The sequence below is a fragment of the Photorhabdus sp. RM71S genome, from assembly GCF_042879355.1.
GTDB lineage: Bacteria > Pseudomonadota > Gammaproteobacteria > Enterobacterales > Enterobacteriaceae > Photorhabdus > Photorhabdus kayaii.
Genome location: NZ_JBHFKV010000164.1, coordinates 1 through 671, shown reverse-complemented (window position 1 = coordinate 671; position 671 = coordinate 1). Strand labels below are relative to the sequence as shown.

Here is a 671-nt window from a genome sequence, read left to right as displayed (position 1 = left end):
CAGTGGGATCTTCTTCCACCGTTTCTATCTGAGAAGCTGACTCCTGGCCGTCAACCATTAATTCAGGCGGCAAGCCGCCCAGTTCGTTTTCAGTTTCTTGCTGTTTATTTTTTGCCATATCACACCACCGTTGCACACAATGCCGCATTAACCCGGCTTGGGATAACTAAAGGAGAGGATTGCACCATGATATAACGTTGCGCCGGATCGGGATTCACCCAACTTTTTGGCGCATAAGCCAAAGGTCCGTAGATAAAATCTGGATCAAGAATGAGTCCGAAAGCCCGTGTTCCCATTAAGTCCGCACCTGACATGATAACCGTACCATCGGGTATCATGGGTTTTTCAACATTATCAACAGGGTCAATAAACCAGTCGTTGTACAACCAGAGATTAAAGTTGCCCCAAATCCCCTTAAATACAGCCCCTTTTTGAACTGTTGGACCGATATTCACCTGGTTACCAAATGGGTTCAATGATGGGAAAGTTATCGCAGTATCTTTAATGCTGGTATCTAACCGAAATGCTTTCCACGATGATGTTGTAAAAACCAAATCAGTAGGTACTGCGCCGGACTCTTTCAGAATTAACGTTTGCCAGGCTTCAATATCATCAGACGGCTGCGTGTTTGTTGCCCCTGCTGCAACTTTTAGCGGCCATTTGTCTGAACC

General features: G+C 45.8%; 1 protein-coding gene. It reads right to left on the bottom strand.

All coding sequences use genetic code 11. From position 1 onward, the window contains the following. Positions 1-119: 119 nt before the first annotated feature. The coding region (locus ACGF5R_RS24305) for a major capsid protein (protein ID WP_387693195.1) at positions 120-671 on the bottom strand (552 nt) is incomplete at its 5' end.